Here is a 17,062-nt window from a genome sequence, read left to right on the forward strand (position 1 = left end):
GTTATTCAACCGACTGGTTGATTACGTGAGGTGAGAGGTGTCCGAAGACCGGCTGTCCCGGGTGTTCTCGGCCCTGGCCGACCCGACCCGGCGCGACATCGTCGCCAGGCTGGCCTCGGGGGACGCCACGGTCGGCGAACTGGCCGAGCCCTACGACGTGACCGTGCAGGCCGTGTCCAAGCACATCAGGGTGCTGGAGGACGCGGGTCTGGTCAGCCGCAGCAGGGACGCCCAGCGTCGGCCCTGCCATCTCGAAGGCGAGGTGTTCGACCTGATGACGCGATGGATCGAGCGTTACCGCCGCGAGGCGGAGGACCGCTTCCGCAGGCTCGACGTCGTCCTCGAAGAGATGGCCGACGAGTCGGGGGACGGCACCTCGGGGAAGAAGGCGGCATCGTGAGCACGACGGACCGGGGCGACCGGCGCGAGACACGGATCGAGGCCGATCCGGCGCTGCCCACCATCCTGATCACCCGGGAGTTCGACGCCCCCGCGGCGCGCGTGTTCAGGGCGTACACCGATCCGGACCTGGTCGTGAGGTGGCTCGGACCGCGCCGGCTGACCATGCGGATCGACGTGTACGAGGCCCGCACCGGGGGCTCGTACCGCTATACGCACCGCGAGGACGACGGGACGGAGTACGGCTTCCGCGGGGTGTTCCACGAGGTGCGACGCGACGAGCGCATCGTGCAGACCTTCTCCTACGACGGTTTCCCGGACGGCGTCAGCCTGGAGACCACCCTGTTCGAGGACCTCGGGGGCCGGACCCGGGTCACCACCACCTCCCTCATGGCGTCCGTCGAGGCACGCGACTCGATGATCAGAAGCGGTATGGGGCGCGGTGTGCGCGAGGGTCACGAGCGCCTCGACGAACTGCTCGGCGGCGGCCCGAGCGGAAACCCGGACCACGAACCGAGACGGAAGGCCTGAGACCATGACCAGCGCAGCAGACGAGCACCGCACCATCGCCGGGGGCTTCACGGAGCGGGTACGCGGAGTGCGTCCCGAGGACTGGGACCACCCCGCGCCGGTCGAGGGCTGGGTCGCCCGGGACGTGGTGCGTCACCTGGTCGAGTGGTTCCCCGCCTTCCTGAAGGCGGGTGCCGGAGTCGAACTGCCGAAGGGGCCCTCGGTGGACGACGACCCGGTGAAGGCCTGGACCGTGCACAGCGACGGGGTGCAGGCGCTGCTCGACGACCCGGCCACGGCGTCCAGGACGCTGTCGAACCCGCACATCGGCGAGGTGCCCCTCGACCAGGCGGTGGACCGCTTCTACACCGCCGACGTCTTCATGCACACCTGGGACCTGGCACGGGCCAGCGGCCAGGACGAGCGCCTCGACCCCGACAGGTGCGCCCGGATGCTCGACGGCATGCTGCCGCTCGACGACATGCTGCGCGCGAGCGGACAGTACGGGCCTCGGGTGGAGGTCCCGGACACCGCCGACGTACAGACCCGCCTGCTCGGCTTCATCGGCCGCAGGCCCTGAGGCCACGCGGCGGGAGGCTCGCTCCACTCTCGCTCCCGACGGCCCGACTCCCGGACGTCTGCCGGTGGCCGGGCCTGACGACCTGCGGCCCGACTCCCGGACGTCTGCCGATGGCCGGGCCCGACGACCTGCGGCCCGGCCCGGCGGTGCTCCCGGCGGCCCGACTGCCGGGTCTCCCCGCCTCCGGACGTCCGCCTCCGGACGTCCGCCACCCCGGCCGACCGCCTGGCCTGCCGCCTGCCCGGCCGCTGTCTGCGGCCGGGCAGGCACGGGACCCGTAGTCCGGCAGACCGGGTCCGCGGACCCGGCGGGCCCTGCGAGCCACGGGCCCGCCGCCCTCCCGCCCCGTCACCCGTCCGCGCGAGCCGCCGCGGCGCCGGTGGTCGTCGGTCGCGGTCCGGTGTCCGGGGCCGCGGGCGGCGGACCGCTGCCGCCGAATCCCGTCAGCTCCGCCGCCAGGGTCCGCAGCCAGGTGTCGATGTCGACCAGCGCGGGCAGCACGGGGGCCGGGGCGGAGGAGACGACCTCGTGCGGGAGGGGCACCGGCGCCGCCTGGACACCCCCGGGAGGGAAGGCCGCCGCCCGGTCCATCGCCGTCGCGAGCCGGGCCGCCGACTCCCGCGCCCACCTGACCGCGTCGGGCGGTGCGGGACCGTACGCCTGCCGGGGCAGCCAGTGGGACCCGATCACCGCGTGCGAGGCGCAGTTGAGCGCCAGGTGCCAGTCGGGACCGCTGTCGACGGCATCCCTGCCGCCCTCCGTCCGGTACTGCGCGTAGGCGCCCTCGGCGATTCGGAGCCGGTGCCGGGTCAGCCGGAGCGCCTCCTCGGCCGCGCCGTCCCCGGAGGCGGGATCGCCGGGTGCGCGGAAGGCCCCGGACGTCCCGGACGCGCAGACGACGGCGGACGCCGTGACCCGCACCAGTGGTGCCGCCGAACGCAGCACCTCCGCCACTCCGCGCCGAAGCTCGGCGTGGGCCCCGGCCGGCCAGGCGAGCACGCCGCACACCAGCCCGATCGTGCAGCCCGCCAGGACGTCGAGCAGCCGGGTCTCCGCCAGCCGCCAGTCGGCCGGGGCGAGCTGGCTGAAGGCGGCGGCGACGACCAGGGTGAACAGCCCCTGCGCCCAGGCCGGCCCCGCGATCGGCCCCACGGAGAAGGCCACGAACATCGCCGGCACCAGCACGACGGCGTACACCTGGACGGTGCCGCCCGCCCCGAGGATCAGCACGCCGGCGGCCAGTGCTCCCACCAGCGTGCCGATCGCCGCCGAGCGCACCGTCGACCAGGTCGCCCCCGCCGTCGTGCGCCCCAGCGTCAGCACGGCGAGCAGGACCCAGAACCCGTGCGAGAGTTCGAGCGCTCCGGCCACGAGACGGGCCGCGCCCAGCCCCAGCGCCGTGCGTACGGCGTTCTGGAACAGGACCGAGCGCAGCGTGAGGTTGCCGGTCAGGCGCAGGGCCAGGAGCCGGGGCTCGGAGGGCCCCGCGTACCAGAACTGCTCGGGAGGCAGCCCCGCCGCGTCGCGCCGACCGCCGATCGCCACGGCCACCGCGGCCTGCGCGGTCAGGGCCGAGGCCGCCGTGACCAGCAGGTCGGACCGGCATTCCAGCAACCGCTGCGACGCCTTGGCGTCCGTGTCGAGCCCGGCGTCGGAGGGCTGCGCGCGCACGGCGACGAACTCGGCGACCATCTCCTCCAGGGCCTCGGGCCCCGGAACGGCGCGCGCGCCCCGCAGAGCGCCCGCCGTCGCGGTGCAGCCCGCGGCGACACCGCGCAGCAGCGCCTCGGAGGGCGGATCGGCGGCCGTCGCGGAGTCCGGTCGCTCGCTCATCCGGGCCAGCTGGTCCAGAACCCGCCGCGTCGCGGCCCCGGCCTGCGCCAGCCCCCGGTCCGTGCGGCCGGCCCCGGTCGGACGCGAGGCCGGTGGCGCCTGCGACAGCCGCAGCGCCAGCCCCTCCGCGCGCAGGCGCCGGGCCCGCTCGGGATCGTGCCGGTGGCCCTGGGCGAACGCGAGCGCGGAGGCGGCCGCGAGGTCCAGCGCGGAGGCGATCCGCGCGCGGTACGGCGGCACGGACGGGGCGGGCAGGAGCAGCAGCTCGCACAGGACCAGCAGGGCCACACCGGCCAGCAGACCGCCGAGCCGCTGCGGCAGGGTGTCCGGAGCGTACGGCGGGAAGCAGGCGAGGACGTAGAAGAGCAGCAGCCCCGGCACCGCGCCCGCCGCGGCCGGCCCGTAGGCCGAGGCGAAGGAGATGGCGAAGCCGATCACCAGCATCCCCGCGACGGCGGACGCGGTCGTGACGGCGAGCGCGGTGCCGAGGGCCGTCAGCGCCACCGCCACCGGCAGGGCGAACAGGATCGTCCGCGCCCGGTCCCGGCCGCCGCCCGGGATGGGGGAGAGGATGCCGAGCGCGATCGGCGCGAACAGGGCGTAGACGGCGACGACGGGCCGGTCCAGGACGTAGAGGGCCGTGTAGAAGCCCGTGGCGGACGCGACCGTGACCCGTGCGGACTGCCGCGCGGCCCGCACGCGACCGGGGGAGCGGGGCCGCTTCGGCATGGACGTTCCTTCCCCGGCGCCTCCCCGGGCCCGTCCCCGCCGTACGCCCATTGTCGGACGGGACCGGGCCGGGGGCACGGGCAGCGCCTCCGCCGATGCCCGGACCCGCGTTCCGCCGCCTGCCGTTCCCCGGTCCGCGGGCCCGATCCGGTGGCCCGGAGACGGCCCGGTCCGGGCCGCCGGGCTCCGTTGCGTGCGGCCGGGTCTCCGGAGTACCGAAAAGGCGGCAACAAGGCTGTCCCGTAAGGAAGTTGACCGAAACGGGGTCTGCGGGAGGCCGGTCGGCCGCTCGGCCCGCGACACGGTCCGCAAGCGAGTGGTCACCCGGCGGCCGAGAGTGTGCCGTCTGATCAGGGGTTTCGCTACCCAGGAGCCGGGTGAGCGCATAACATCCGGACGGGAAGTCACCTGGAAGGCACACCGGGGCAACCCGCTGGGACCCGGGCCGCGCCCCCGACCACCCGTCACATCACCGCCCGCTCAACCGTTCAGCCCGCACGAAGGAACCATCAGTGAGCGAATCCGGATCCTCCGGAAGAGTCCAGCCGGCTCAGGCCGGCGATCCCTCCCGAATAGGTCCGTACCGTATCGTCGGTCGTCTCGGCGCCGGAGGCATGGGCACCGTCCATGCCGGAGTCGCCTCCGACGGAACACGTGTGGCGGTGAAGGTGATTCACCCCTCGCAGGCCCAAGAACCCGAATTCAGGGCGCGTTTCAGGCGCGAAGTGGACATGTCCTCACGTGTCACCGGCCCGTACCTGATCCCCCTGCTCGCCTCCGACGCGAGCGCCGCGACCCCGTGGCTCGCCACCGAGTACGTCGCGGGCCCCACGCTGAACCAGCAGGTGCTCACCCACGGACGTGTCACCGGACCCAGTCTGTACGCCTTCGCCGCCGCCACCGCCCAGGCGTTGGCCGCCGTGCACGCGGCCGGCGTGGTCCACCGCGACGTGAAACCGCAGAACGTCATCCTCACGTCCTCCGGCCCCCGCGTCCTGGACTTCGGCATCGCGCACGCCGACGACGACACCAGAGTCACCAGCCCCGGGGCCACGACCGGCACCCCGGGCTGGATCAGCCCCGAGCAGTACCGCACGGGGGCCACGGGACCCGAGGGCGACATGTTCGCCTGGGGCGCGCTCGTGGCCTACGCGGCCACCGGGAGACCGCCGTTCGGGACCGGCGCGCCCGACGCCGTCGCCTTCCGCGTGATGTCGGGCGAACCCGACCTGGACGGGCTTCCCCGGCCCCTGCGCGAGATCGTGCTCAGGGCCCTGGCCAAGGAACCGGGGGACCGCCCCACGGCCGCGGACGCCGGCGAGGAGTGCTACGAACTCCTGGCCGCGCAGCTCATCCAGGCGATGCACGCGGACACGTTGTTCACACGGGCGGAAGACATGATCACCGCGGTGTGGGACATCCCGCCCGTGGACGATCCGGCGTGGCCGCGTCCCGTGCGGCGCGCTCGACGACCATGGGCGGGCATGGTCGTCGTCGCGGCGGCGGTGATCGGCGGACTGGCCGGCGGAGTGGTGGCGCTGATGCCCGGCAAGCAGGAGAGCGGTCGTCACGGGACCTCGAACGCGTCCTCCGTTCCCGCTTCCTCCTCTGCCGTCCCGTCGGCGCCCGCCTCCTCGGCCTCCGCTTCGTCCTCGGCCGCCGTCCCCCTGCCGCGGTCCTCCGCCACGGGCGCCGGCGCCTCGGCGAGCACCGCGGCGAGCACGTCGGCCGAGCCGAAGCGGGCCAGGGGCGAGCGCCCGGCGAGCGTGGAGAACTGGGCCGAGGCGCGGCCGGCACGAGGCCGGGGCGAGCACGACGTCGCGCGGGCCGTCCTGCGCGACCAGGGCGCCCTCGTCCGTCAGCTCGGCGACGGCATCGACCTCGACCCGGGGGCCGTGACATTCCACTCCCCGCGTGGGGAGGTCTACCTCTCCTACCGGCTCTCCTCCGACGAGCCGGGAACGATGTACGCGGAGACGGAGGCCGCCGGGCTGATGTGCAGGACCCTGCGCGAGGTCGTCCTGCGGCTCCACCCGGAACTGCCGTACCGCGCCTTCGTCATGGTGAAGGAGTCGACGGACCACGACCCGCAGGTGACCTGGGACGACGACTTCCTCACCGACGCGCGGTGCGCGTCGGACGACGACGTCGACCTCGGCACGGTCGCCGCGGGGACGGTGTGGGAGCCGGACGGCCGGGGCCTCGGCCAGGCCATGGTTCCCAGCAGCGACAGCGCCGAGATCGACGTCGCCGACCGCGCCACCAGGAAGATCATCGAGCGCACCAACGCGATGCGCGCGCAGCTCGGCACCGACCGCGCTCTCGGCAACGCGGAACTCAAGATGGGCTTCGATCCGGCGCATTCGGCGCTGTACGTGTGGTCGGACTACGGGTCGTGGAACCAGCGGCAGGCCGCGGCCTGGGCGGACATGGCGGCCGGTGAGACATGCCGGGCCCTGATGCGGCAGCGGGCCGGCGCCGGGGACGCGTGGCCGTACTCCCGCTACGCCGTGGCGGAGCGGGGCGGTTCCGGCTATCTGATGCTCCGTTGGGGCACGGCCGCGACACTCGCCGACTGCCCGGTCTGAACCCCCGCCCTTCGAGGGTCACCCGCGCACTTCCAGGGGCACTCGCGCCCGGACGGGCTTGACCTTAGACCTGGTCGAGGCATTGACCCTGGACCTGGTCGAGGCCGCAGGGTCTCGGGTGTGGAGAGCGGGATGCGCGCTATCGGCGAGATGGCCCGCGACCGGCTCGTCCTGGAGCTCGGCGCGCCCACCACGCCCATCGCGATCCGGCGGCCCGACGACGAGCACACGTTCTCCCTGCTGATGCCGGTGCGTCTGGAGAACTGAGCGGAGACCTCGCGGACGGCCGCGACACGCCCTCCGGTCCCGGATCGGACCGGAGGGGCGTTACTCACTTTCGAGTGACCCGCGGATGACGTGCGCTGACGCGAGAGATGGCCGGATTCGACCTAAATACTGTGGGCGTAAGGGAGTTGGGCGGGACAGTCCATCACTTTTCAGCTTTCCGTAGTTAAAGGCCATATACAGACGCCTGTAACTGATATGTCCGTAATTGGTAACAGCGGTCTGGTGTCGCCCGTCCTGGGCGGGGATGTGCAGCAAGTTATGAGTCCTCGGCCACCGGGCCGGGACTCGCACAGGGTCGCACCGTGCGGGTTCCCCGTAAGGGGTGCCCGCACGGGGTGTGCCGGCTCTCGAACCTTGAGGAGCTTTCATGTCCCTTTCCACCTCTGTCACTGCCCGCCGGGTGGCGGCCGCGGCCATCGCGGCAGGCGCTCTGGTCGGTTCGGCTTCCGTGTCGGCCTCGGCCGCGGAGCCGCGCTTCGAGCGCTCCCACGTCGAGATCAGCCGGGTTCAGGCCGACGCTCCGGGCTTTGACGACCGCTCCGCTCGTTCGCTGAACGCGGAGTGGGTGGAAATCAGCAACGCGGGGCGTCACGGTGTGAACCTGAACGGCTGGACGCTGTCGGACCGGGAGGGCAACCGCTACACCTTCGACGACTACCGCCTCGCAGCCCGCTCCACCGTCCGTATCCACACCGGCTTCGGCCGTGACACCAGCCGTGACCTGTACCAGGACCGCCGCAACGAGGTGTGGGACAACCACTCCGACGTCGCCACGCTGCGCACCGAGCGCGGCCGCTTCGTGGACAGCGTCTCCTGGGGCCGGCACCACGACCGCGACCACGGCCGTGACGACCGCTGGGGCCACGACCACGACGACCGCTGGGGCCACGACCACGACGGCCGCTGGGGCCACGACCGTGATGGTCGCTGGGGCCACGGCCGTGACGACCACCGCGACCACCGCGGGCCCGGCCGTGACGACCACCGTGACCACCGGGGTCACGGGGACGACCGTGGACGCGGGGACGACCGCGACCACGGCCGTGACGACCACCGCGGCCCCGGCGACCACCGTGGCGGCGACCACCGCGGCGGCGACAACCGCGATCGCGGACAGGGCCAGCACGGTCAGCAGGGTCAGCAGGGCCAGCAGGGTCAGCAGGGCCAGGGCCAGCAGGGTCAGCAGGGTCAGCAGGGTCAGCAGGGCCAGGGCCAGCAGGGCCAGGGCCAGCACGGTCAGCAGGGCCAGGGACACGGCCAGGGTCACTGAACAGCGGCCCAAGGCGCATCCGCTCGGGGTGTCCCAGGGGTGACGTCCGGTCAGGACATGGAGATGACCGGCTGTAGTTCCGGGCCCGCACGGACCCGATGAGGCACGACTCCGCACGACGGCGACGCCGCAGAAAGACCCGCACCGACCGGTGCGGGTCTTCTGTTTCCGGGTACGAAAGCGGCCTCCCCTGCCCTCACAGCACCCGGCGCCTGCGCCCCAGCCAGGTCTGCGCGATCACCACGACGGCCAGGAACGCGCCGCTGACCACCTGTTGGTAGGCGGAGTCCAGGGAGCCGATCTGGTTGATGACGTTCTGGATGACCTTCAGGAGCAGCACCCCGACAAGTGAGCCGCTGATGAAACCGAACCCGCCGGTGAGCAGGGTGCCGCCGATGACGACCGCGGAGATCGCGTCCAGTTCCATGCCCGAGCCGAGGATCGTGACACCCGAGGCGAGCCAGGCCGCGTTGAGCGCTCCGGCGAGTCCCGCGCACAGCCCGGAGAGCGTGTAGACGGAGATCTTCGTACGGGCCACGGGGGCGCCCATCAGAGCCGCCGCGTCCTCGTTGCCGCCGACCGCGTACACGTACTGCCCGAACCGGGTGCGCCGCAGGACCACCGCGCCGAGCACGAACAGCGCCACGGTGATCCACACGGGCACTCCGACGCCGAGCAGCGCGCCCTGCCCGAGCTTCGCGAAGAACGACCCCTTGCCCACGAGATACGTCCGGGAGCCCTCGTCGGTGATCGAGAGCAGCAGGCCCCGGGCGCCCAGCATCGAGGCCAGCGTGACGATGAACGGGGCGAGACGGGAACGCGCGATCAGCAGTCCGTTGACGAAGCCGATCAGTCCGCAAACGGCCAGGGGCAGGAGCAGCGCGGCGACCACCCCGTACTGCGACGCCCAGGCGGCGAGCACGCCGCCGAGCGCGAAGAGCGAGCCCACCGACAGATCGATGCCACCCGTGACGATGACGAAGGTCATGCCGAGCGCGACCACGGCGAGGAACGCCGAGGAGAGCGCCATGTTCTCCAGGTTGTCGCCGGTCAGGAAGGTGTCGAAGCCGATGGACGCCGCGGTCATCGCCACGATCAGCGTGACCAGCGCGCCGTGCTGCTGGGCGAGGGCGCTGAGCCGTTCGGAGCGGCCCGCGCCGGCCGGCTCGTCCTCGGCCGTGCTCTTGGCGTGCACCGGGGTGTCCACGTCGGTCTTCATCGCTTTCCTCGTTCCCGGGCCGCGTAGACGGCGAGGACGATCACCACGGCCTGGGCGATCTGGGTCCACGACGGCGGCAGATCGTGCTTGATGAGCGTGGTGGTGAGCAGCTGGATGAGTACGGCTCCGGCGACCGTGCCGCCGATCCGGATACGGCCGCCGCTCAGCGGTGTGCCGCCGACGACGACCGCGGTGATGGCGGACAGTTCCATCAGGTTGCCGAGCGAGGACGGGTCGCTCGCGGTGAGCCGGGCGGTGGCGAGCACGCCCGCGACGGCCGCGAGGACGCCCGAGCAGACGTACACGAGGATGAGGACACGCCGTACCGGAAGTCCGGCGAGCCGGGCCGCGGGCCGGCTGTCGCCGATGGCGAGCAGACTGCGGCCGAAGGTCGTGCGGCGTACGACGAAGCCGACGAGCAGGGCGAGGGCCGCCGCGATCAGCACGACATAGGGGACGCCCAGGACGTCGCCGGAGCCCAGGTCGGCCATGGCCGGGTCGTGCACGTCCTTGAGCTGGGGGAGCAGCACCAGGGCCAGCCCGCGCCCGGCGACCATCAGGGCGAGTGTCGCGACGATCGGCTGGACGCCGACGAACGCGATGAGCGTTCCGTTCGCCACGCCGACCACGGCACCGCCCACGAGCGCGATCAGGATCGCGATTCCGGGCCCGTAGCCGAGATAGAGGGACAGGAGCGAGGTGGACAGGGCCATCACGGAGCCCACCGCGAGGTCGACGCCCTCGCTGCCGATCGCCAGCGCCATGCCGAGCGCCACGATCAGGACGGGGGCGACCTGGACCGCCTGGGTGCGGAAGTTCTCGGTGGACAGGAAGTGGGGGGTGAACAGGGTGTTCACCAGCAGCAGGACCACGACGCCCAGATAGACGCCGTACTCCTGGAGCAGGGACAGCAGACGGTCGCGGTCGGCGGTCACCCGGCCGAGCGTCAGGTCAGTCATCGTGGCCTCCCGGGCCGGTGCCCGCACCGCCGGCCGCGGCCGTGACGGTGGGGGAGGCGGGTGCGGTGGCGATGGCGCGCATCAGCCGGTCCTCGGTGACGGCGTCCCCGGTCAGCTCCTCCACGACCGCGCCGTCCTTGAGGACGATCACGCGGTCGCTGCCCTCGACGAGTTCCTCGGGGTCGGAGGAGATGAGCAGGACGCCGAGACCGTCCTCGGCCAGTTCGTCGATCAGTTTCTGCACCTCCGCCTTGGCGCCGACGTCGATGCCGCGGGTCGGCTCGTCGAGGAGCAGGACCTTGGGCTGCATGGCGAGCCAGCGGGCCAGCAGCACCTTCTGCTGGTTGCCGCCGGACAGTTCACCCACTTTCTGGTGCGGGCTCGCCGCCTTGATCCGCAGGCGCTTCATGAACGTGTCGACGATCCGGTCGATACGTGCCTCGTCGACCAGACCGAAGCGCGAGAGTCCGGGCAGCGCGGCGAGCGCGATGTTCTCCCGGACCGAGAGCCCCGGCACGATCCCCTCGGCCTTGCGGTCCTCGGGGAGCAGACTGATGCCGGCCCGGATCGCGGCGGGCGTCGAGCCGGTGCGTACGCGCACACCCGCCACCACGACCCGCCCGGAGTCGACGGGCAGGGCGCCCGCGATGGCCTTCGCGGTCTCGGTGCGCCCCGATCCGAGCAGCCCGCCCAGCCCCACCACCTCACCGGGCCGCAGGGAGACGGACACCCCGTGCAACTGGTGACGTATCGTCAAATCCTGTGCTTCCAGGACGGGTTCGGTCTCGGTGTCGTGACCGCCCGTGAACTTGGTCAGCCCCTCCTGCCGCACGTCCGCGATCTCCCGTCCCAGCATCAGCGCCACGAGCCTGAGCCGGTCGAGTTCGGCGATGCGCCCGGTGTGCACGACCCTGCCGTCGCGCAGCACGGTGACCGCGTCGCAGATCTCGTACAGCTCGTCGAGCCGGTGGCTGACGTAGATCACCGCGATGCCCCGCTCGCGCAGCATGCGGATCACCCCGAACAGGGTCCGCACCTCTCGGGGTTCGAGCGAGGAGGTCGGTTCGTCCATGACGACCACGCGGGCGTCGACCGAGACGGCGCGGGCGAGCGCCACCATCTGCTGGGCGCCGACGCCCAGTTCACGCAGTGGCCGGCGGACGTCGACGTGGAGTCCGAGGTCGCGCAGCGCCTCCTCGGCCTGCCGGTGCATGCTCCGGAAGTCGATCAGGCCGAGGCGGCCGCGGGGTTCGCGGCCGAGGAAGAGGTTGCGGGCCACGCTCATCAGCGGGACCAGGTTGACCTCTTGGTAGATGGTGGAGATTCCCGCGTGCTGCGCCTGGAGCGGGGTGGCGAAGCGGACCGGGGCGCCGTCGTACGTGACCTCGCCCTCGTCGGGCCGGTAGACGCCGGTGAGCACCTTGATCAGGGTCGACTTGCCCGCGCCGTTCTCCCCGATGAGCGCGTGCACCTCCCCGGCGCGGGCCGTGAAGTCCACCGAGGACAGGGCCTTCACGCCGGGGAAGGTCTTCGACAGGCCGGTCACTGACAACATGTCAGAAGGCCTTGCCCAGGTCGGCCTTGGCGTTGCCCTTGGTGTACGCGCTGTCCTGGATGACGATGTCCTGGGAGACCTTCTCGCCCTTGGTGAAGGTGTCCAGGGTCTGGAAGGCGAGCGGCCCGAAGCGCGGGTTGGACTCGATCACGCCGTCGATCCAGCCGTCGACGATGCCCTGGACGGCGTTGCGGGTGCCGTCGATCGTCACGATCTTCACCGCGCCGGGCTTCTTGCCGGCCCCCTTGAGGGCGTTGACCGCGCCGAGGCCCATCTCGTCGTTCTCGGCGTAGATCCCGGTGATGCCGGGCTTGGACTGGATGAGGTTCTCGGTGACCGACTGGCCCTTCTCCCGGGCGAAGTCGCCGGTCTGCTTGAAGACGATCTTGAGGCCCGGGGCCTTCTCCTTGATCCGGTCCTCGAAGCCCTTGGTGCGTTCGGTGGTCACGTTGTTGCCCGCGGCGCCGAGCAGAATGGCGATCTCGCCCTTGCCGCCGGTCGATTCGATCATCTGGTCCGCGGCCCGCTTGCCCTGCTCCACGAAGTCGGAGCCGATGAAGCTCACATAGTCCTTGCACGCGGTGGCGTTGATCTTGCGGTCGATGGTGATGATCGGGATGTGCTTGGCGGACGCCGAGCGCAGGACCGGCTCCCAGCCGTCGGAGTTGAGCGGCGCGATCACCAGGAGGTCGGCACCCTTGGCGATGAGGTCCTGGACGTCGCTGATCTGCTTGGAGAACTGCGACTGGGCGTTGGCCGTCAGCAGTTTCACGCCCTCCTTGGCCGCCTCGGCCTTGATCGACGCGGTCTCGGCGATCCGGAAGGGGTTGGCCTCCTTCTCGGACTGCGAGAAGCCGACGGTGGCCGACTTCAGGTCGATCTTCTTGGCGCCGTACGCGTCGATGGCGCAGGTCGGGCCCGAGCCCGTGGACGGTGAGGCGACGACCTGGCCCTGGTCGCTCGCCCCGGCGGAGCTCTTGTCCTTGCCTGCGGTGTCGTCCTCGGACTTCGCGCATCCGGAGACGAGCGCGAGGCTCGTGACGAGGCCGGTGGCGAGGAGGGTCCTGGCGGAGATGCGATGACGTGGTGCGAGCGGCTTCATGGAGTCCCCAAACGGCGCGGCCCCGGCGCTGAGAGCGCTCCCGGGGATGATCGGCTCTTGCGGTCAACTCGGTGTACTCGTCGTTCCGGGGAGGTTTTTACATCGTTGAAAGAGACCTGTAAAGCCCTCCGTCCGAAAACCCGTCAGCGCCGCCCGAGCGTGCTCTCGCGCTCGACGAGCCGGAAATCGGCGGTCAGTTCACGCCCTCCCGGCTCGGTCCTGCCCGAGAGACTGCGCAGCAGGGAGGCCACCGCCATCCGCGCGATGGCCTGCTTGTCCGGCGAGATCGTCGTCAGGGTGACCGCCCCGAACCGGCCCTCCTCGATGTCGTCGAAGCCCACCACCGCCACGTCCCACGGCACCCGCAGACCCCGCTCGTGCAGCACCCGCATCGCACCGATCGCGACCAGGTCGTTGTACGCGAAGACGGCGTCGGGGCGCACCCCGGAGTCGAGCAGCCTGGCCATCGCGCGGGCCCCCTCGTCGCGGTCCCAGCCGCCCACCGGGACCACGAGTTCGTCGGGTGCCGCCACCCCGGCCTCCGTCAACTCCTCGCGCCATCCGGCCAGTCGCAGATGTGCCGGCCGGTTGGCCGAATCCGTACGGGCCCCCAGGTAGGCGATCCGCGAGCGTCCCCGGCTCAGCAGATGGCGTACCGCACTGCGCGCGGCAGAGACGTTGTCGATCGCGATGTGGTCGTAGGGAAGTTCGTACTCGCGCTCGCCGAGCAGCACGAGCGGCACGTCGTCGGTGCGCGAGCGCAGGTCCTCGTCCTCGAGCTCCAGCGGGCTGAGGATGAGACCGTCGATGACGTTGGCCCGGAACCCCTGGCTGACCAGCACCTCCTGCTCGCGGTCGCCGCGGGTGTGGTCGAGCAGCACGGTGAACTCGTGCTCGGCGGCCGCGTCGATGACCGCGCCCGCCAGCTCCGCGAAGTACGGGTTGCCGAGCTCGGGGACGGCGAGGGCGATGATGCCCGTGCGTCCTTTGCGCAGATGGCGTGCCGTGAGGTTCGGCCGGTAGCCCAGCTCGTCGATGGCCTCCTGGACCCGGGCCCGCATGGCCGGGGTGACGTGCGGATAGTTGTTCACGACGTTCGAAACCGTCTTGATCGAGACGCCGGCGTGTTCCGCGACGTCCTTCAGGCTGACCCGCAAGGGATCTCCTCTTCATCGATGTGCGCCGCTGTCACCTGGGCGTTTGTCATGACCCTGGACAGAGGCCGGGACCCGTGCTGTGATGCCAACTCCCGCTACTTCCAACGTTGTACAGACTGAAGCAACGAGCCGCCACCCTTCCTCAGCCAAGGAGGATCCGTGCGCATCAGAACACTCCGCCCCCGACTGACACTCCTGGTAGCCGCGTTACTCGCACTGACGGGGCTCACCGCGGCCCCGACCGCCACGGCCGCCGACACCCCCGTCGAAGTCCACGGCCTGAAGGGCGAGTACTACACCCAGTCCGCCCCCGGCGCCTTCGACTTCCACGAGCTCAAAGCCACCGGATTGGACACCAATCTCGACTTCGACAACCTGGAGCCCCGGCTCGCCTTCGCCACCCCACAGTCGGACGACGTCAACGTCCGCTGGACCGGCCGGATCGTCCCCGAGAAGACCGGCCCCCACACGTTCTCGATCATCGGGGACAACGGCTTCAGGCTGTGGATCGACGGACACCTCGCCATCGACCACTGGGTCGACGACTGGGACCGCGAACAGACCTCCCAGCCCATCGACCTGACCGCCGGACAGTCCTACGACATCAAGGTCGAGTACTTCGAGCACTTCGGCGGCTCCAACCTCCATCTGCGCTGGACCCCGCCCGGCGGCACCAAGACCGCCGTCCCGCAGTCGGCACTCCGGCTGCCCGACGGATACGCCTACGACGGGGCCGTCGCCACCACGGTCCAGGCCGACGGCCGCAGCCTGCGCCTCGACTTCGCCCAGCCGCTCAGCGCACCCCCCGCAGGTCTCACCGACCACGTCGAAGCCGTCATCGGCGGCGCCAAGTGGCCCCTGTCCACGGCCACGTTGGACCCCGCGGACCCCAAGTCCCTGATCGTCGGCCTGAAGGAACCCGTCGTCGGCAACAAGTCCGGCAGCGCCAGAGGCGCCGCCGACCTGCGCTACGACGGAAAGGGCGGCCTCTCCGGAACGAACGGCAACGTTGTCAACGCCTTCTGGAGCAGCGGCCCCAACCGCTCCACCCACGAGCTGCGGACGAAGTGGGCCGACCAGGTCGAGGCCGGCAAGGCCCGCACCGAGTACCCGAGGCCCCAGCTCACCCGGACCGACTGGCGTGACCTGAACGGCTCCTGGCAGTTCGCCCCCGCCAAGGCGGGCGAACAGCCGCCGGTCGGCAGGAAGCTCGCCGAGAAGATCCGCGTGCCCTACCCGGTGGAGTCCCAGCTCTCCGGCATCGAGCGCCACGAGGACCGCATGTGGTACCGGCGCACCTTCACCGTCCCCCGGGACTGGAAGGTCGGCTCGGGCAAGCACCTCCAGCTCAACTTCGGCGCCGTCGACTGGCGGGCCGAGGTCTACGTCAACGGCACCAAGGTCGCCGAACACCAGGGCGGCTACGACAAGTTCGGCGCCGACATCACCGCCGCGCTCAAGCCCGGCCGCACCCAGGAACTCATCGTCGGCGTCTACGACCCGACCGACGCGCAGGGCGGCGAGAACCCGCCGGTCGGCAAGCAGCGCCTCGACCCCAGCGGCATCTGGTACACCCCGTCCTCCGGCATCTGGCAGACGGTCTGGATGGAGCCCGTGGCCGCCGACCACGTCGACTCGCTCAAGCTGACGCCCGACGTCAAGAACAGCCGGCTCACCGTGGAGCCGAAGGGCGTGCGGGACGGAGTGCCGGTCACCGCGACCGCGTACGCCGGACACCGCAAGGTCGCCACCGTGAAGGGCCGCACCGGGCAGCCCCTCGTCCTGCGGATCAGGAACCCGCACCTGTGGTCACCCGACGACCCCTTCCTCTACGACCTCAAGGTGACCGTCGGCGCCGACCGCGTCGGCAGCTACTTCGGCATGCGCTCCATCGCCGTGGAGCAGGTGAACGGAACCCCGCGCACCGTCCTCAACGGCAAACCCGTCTTCATGATGGCCACCCTCGACCAGGGCTTCTGGCCCGACGGCCTCTACACCGCGCCCACCGACGACGCCCTCGCCTACGACCTGAAGATGCACAAGCAGATGGGCTTCAACGCCGTCCGCAAACACATCAAGGTCGAACCCGACCGCTGGTTCTACTGGGCCGACCGGCTCGGCCTGATGGTCTGGCAGGACATGCCCGCCATGACCGCGGGAGTCGACCCGAGCGCCGCGTCCCGCGCCGAGTACGAGCGCGAGATGAAGCAGGTCATCGACGAACACATCAGCAGCCCCTCGGTCGTCATGTGGGTGACCTTCAACGAGGGCTGGGGCCAGTACGACGAGGCCCGCGTCGCCGACCAGGCAAAGACCTGGGACCCGACCCGCCTGATCAACTCCATGTCCGGCATCAACCTCGGCGTGGACGGCGGCACCGGCGACATCATCGACGAACACGGCTACCCGAGCCCCGCGCTGCCACCGAACCCGGACGGGAAACGGGCCCTGGTCAGCGGCGAGTACGGCGGCCTCGGCCTCGCGGTCCCCGGACACGCCTGGTCCGTGCAGCAGTCCTACGTGGACGTCGACCCCTCGGCGTACACCGACGACTATCTCGCCCGCCTCGCCGAGGTCCACAAGCTCGCCTGCAAGGGCGGCAACGGAGCCGTCTACACCCAGATCTCGGACGTGGAAGGAGAACTGAACGGCCTGATCACCTACGACCGCAAGGTGGTCAAACCCGACGTGGCCCGGCTGAAGGCCGCCCACGACGCGCTGATCCACGACGCGTCGCAGGCGACACCGGCCAACTGCTCCTGACGGCCATGCGCCCGGAACACGCCTCCCCGCCGTTCCGCGCGCCTCTCGACGCGGCTCCCTGACGGGCCGCCCGCGCGGTCCGCCCTCCCGCGAAGGACGGCGGACCGCGC

At 71.4% G+C, this 17,062-nt stretch carries 12 protein-coding genes and 1 pseudogene; 7 read left to right on the forward strand and 6 right to left on the reverse strand.

Annotation, left to right across the window (positions count from 1 at the left end):
* The first annotated feature begins 37 nt into the window (after positions 1–37).
* The 3 genes from WJM95_RS30780 to WJM95_RS30790 are packed head-to-tail and all read left to right on the forward strand — an operon-like array spanning position 38 to position 1,489.
* Positions 38–400 (forward strand): metalloregulator ArsR/SmtB family transcription factor, encoded by a 363-nt coding sequence (locus WJM95_RS30780; RefSeq protein ID WP_339133664.1) that lies wholly within the window; start codon positions 38–40, stop codon positions 398–400.
* A complete protein-coding gene (locus tag WJM95_RS30785) occupies positions 397–930 on the forward strand; it encodes an SRPBCC family protein (RefSeq protein ID WP_339133666.1) in 534 nt (177 codons plus the stop codon). Before WJM95_RS30780 ends, WJM95_RS30785 begins: the two co-directional genes overlap by 4 nt.
* A gap of 4 nt (positions 931–934) precedes the next feature.
* Complete coding sequence (locus WJM95_RS30790; RefSeq protein WP_339133668.1) at positions 935–1,489, forward strand: TIGR03086 family metal-binding protein; 555 nt, start codon at positions 935–937, stop codon at positions 1,487–1,489.
* A gap of 348 nt (positions 1,490–1,837) precedes the next feature.
* On the opposite strand, the gene WJM95_RS30795 is transcribed toward WJM95_RS30790, so the two are convergent.
* Positions 1,838–4,051 carry an FUSC family protein gene (locus tag WJM95_RS30795; protein WP_339133670.1) on the reverse strand — a complete coding sequence of 738 codons (2,214 nt, stop codon included), beginning with the start codon at positions 4,049–4,051 and terminating at the stop codon, positions 1,838–1,840.
* 512 nt (positions 4,052–4,563) lie between these two features.
* Here WJM95_RS30795 and WJM95_RS30800 point away from each other — a divergent pair.
* The 3 genes and pseudogenes from WJM95_RS30800 (at position 4,564) to WJM95_RS30810 (ending at position 8,197) form a co-directional block, all read left to right on the forward strand.
* A complete protein-coding gene (locus tag WJM95_RS30800; RefSeq protein WP_339133671.1) occupies positions 4,564–6,639 on the forward strand; it encodes a serine/threonine-protein kinase in 2,076 nt (691 codons plus the stop codon).
* 153 nt (positions 6,640–6,792) lie between these two features.
* A pseudogene (locus tag WJM95_RS30805) lies at positions 6,793–6,906 on the forward strand (DNA polymerase III subunit beta); the annotation flags it as partial.
* 388 nt (positions 6,907–7,294) lie between these two features.
* Complete coding sequence (locus WJM95_RS30810; protein ID WP_339133672.1) at positions 7,295–8,197, forward strand: lamin tail domain-containing protein; 903 nt, start codon at positions 7,295–7,297, stop codon at positions 8,195–8,197.
* A 196-nt stretch (positions 8,198–8,393) separates the two neighbouring features.
* Here WJM95_RS30810 and WJM95_RS30815 read toward each other — a convergent pair whose 3' ends face one another.
* The 5 genes from WJM95_RS30815 to WJM95_RS30835 form a co-directional block, all read right to left on the reverse strand.
* Positions 8,394–9,416: an ABC transporter permease gene (locus WJM95_RS30815; RefSeq protein WP_339127300.1), complete on the reverse strand. Its 1,023-nt coding sequence runs from the start codon at positions 9,414–9,416 to the stop codon at positions 8,394–8,396.
* On the reverse strand, positions 9,413–10,375 hold the full coding sequence (locus WJM95_RS30820; RefSeq protein WP_339127299.1) for an ABC transporter permease: 963 nt from the start codon (positions 10,373–10,375) through the stop codon (positions 9,413–9,415). The genes WJM95_RS30815 and WJM95_RS30820 overlap by 4 nt, the downstream gene beginning before the upstream one ends.
* Entirely contained in the window at positions 10,368–11,930 is a 1,563-nt protein-coding gene (locus WJM95_RS30825; RefSeq protein ID WP_339127297.1) for a sugar ABC transporter ATP-binding protein, read from the reverse strand. Before WJM95_RS30825 ends, WJM95_RS30820 begins: the two co-directional genes overlap by 8 nt.
* Position 11,931: 1 nt before the next feature.
* The gene (locus WJM95_RS30830; RefSeq protein WP_339127296.1) at positions 11,932–13,032 is read right to left on the reverse strand and encodes an ABC transporter substrate-binding protein; all 1,101 of its coding nucleotides are present in this window, start codon (positions 13,030–13,032) and stop codon (positions 11,932–11,934) included.
* Positions 13,033–13,175: 143 nt separating this feature from the next.
* Positions 13,176–14,189, reverse strand: coding sequence for a LacI family DNA-binding transcriptional regulator (locus tag WJM95_RS30835; protein ID WP_339127295.1), 1,014 nt, complete (start codon positions 14,187–14,189; stop codon positions 13,176–13,178).
* A 159-nt stretch (positions 14,190–14,348) separates the two neighbouring features.
* Between WJM95_RS30835 and WJM95_RS30840 the strand changes: the two genes are divergently transcribed.
* The gene (locus WJM95_RS30840) at positions 14,349–16,952 is read left to right on the forward strand and encodes a PA14 domain-containing protein (RefSeq protein WP_339127294.1); all 2,604 of its coding nucleotides are present in this window, start codon (positions 14,349–14,351) and stop codon (positions 16,950–16,952) included.
* Positions 16,953–17,062: the final 110 nt, after the last annotated feature.

It is taken from the genome of Streptomyces sp. f51 (assembly GCF_037940415.1).
In the GTDB taxonomy this organism is placed as follows: domain Bacteria; phylum Actinomycetota; class Actinomycetes; order Streptomycetales; family Streptomycetaceae; genus Streptomyces.